The organism is Parazoarcus sp. PS-13 R2A, from assembly GCF_057621855.1.
Genome location: NZ_JBYEXN010000057.1, coordinates 1 through 833 on the forward strand (window position 1 = coordinate 1; position 833 = coordinate 833).

The window sequence follows — 833 nt, forward strand, 5'->3', positions numbered from 1 at the left end:
TTGGAGGCCGAGAACGCGCGGCTCAAGAAGATGCTGGCCGAGCGGGATCTGGAGATCGACGTGATGAAGGAGATCACGGCAAAAAAATGGTGAGCACCTGCGCGCGCCGAGCGCAGGTGCTTTACGCAGTGAAGCGAGGCGTTTCGCAGCGTCGAGCGTGCGTCTTGTTGTGCGTGTCGCGCTCGGCGCTTGGCTATGTGTCGCGGCTCGATGAGCGTGATCGTCCGCTGATCGGTGAGATGCGGCGATTGGCAGCGCAGTACCCGCGCTACGGCTACCGACGCATCCGCATCTTTCTTCGTCGCGCGGGCCACCTGCTGAGCATCGGCCGCACCTGGCGGCTGTGGCACAAAGCGGCCTTGCAGGTGCCGCGCAAGCGACCGCGCCGTCGGGTTGCCAGTCAGCGCGACCAGGTCGAGCGCGCATCAGAGGCGAACGGGATTTGGGCTTACGACTTCGTGTTCGATACCTGCGCGAACGGCCAGCAACTTAAATGCCTAACGGTCATCGACGAGCACACCCGCGAGGCGCTGGCGATCGACGTCGCGGGCAGCATCCGCTCGGAGCGCGTCATCGAGGTCTTGAGCCGCTTGATCAGCGAGCGCGGAGCACCGAAAGCCTTGCGCTCGGACAACGGCCCGGAGTTCGTCTCGACGCGGTTGCTCCAGTGGGCGACCGATGAGGGATTGCAGATGGCGCTGTCGCAACCGGGCAAGCCATGGCAAAACGGCACCGACGAAAGCTTCAACGGCAAGTTCCGCGACGAGTGCCTATCCATGGAATACTTTCGCAACCGCCTTGAGGCGCGCGTCGTCATCGAGCAGTGGCGCCGT

The 833-nt window shown here is 64.0% G+C and carries 1 pseudogene; it reads left to right on the top strand.

The features are described from left to right. Positions 1–833, top strand: a pseudogene (locus AC22G6_RS21800) (IS3 family transposase); the annotation flags it as partial.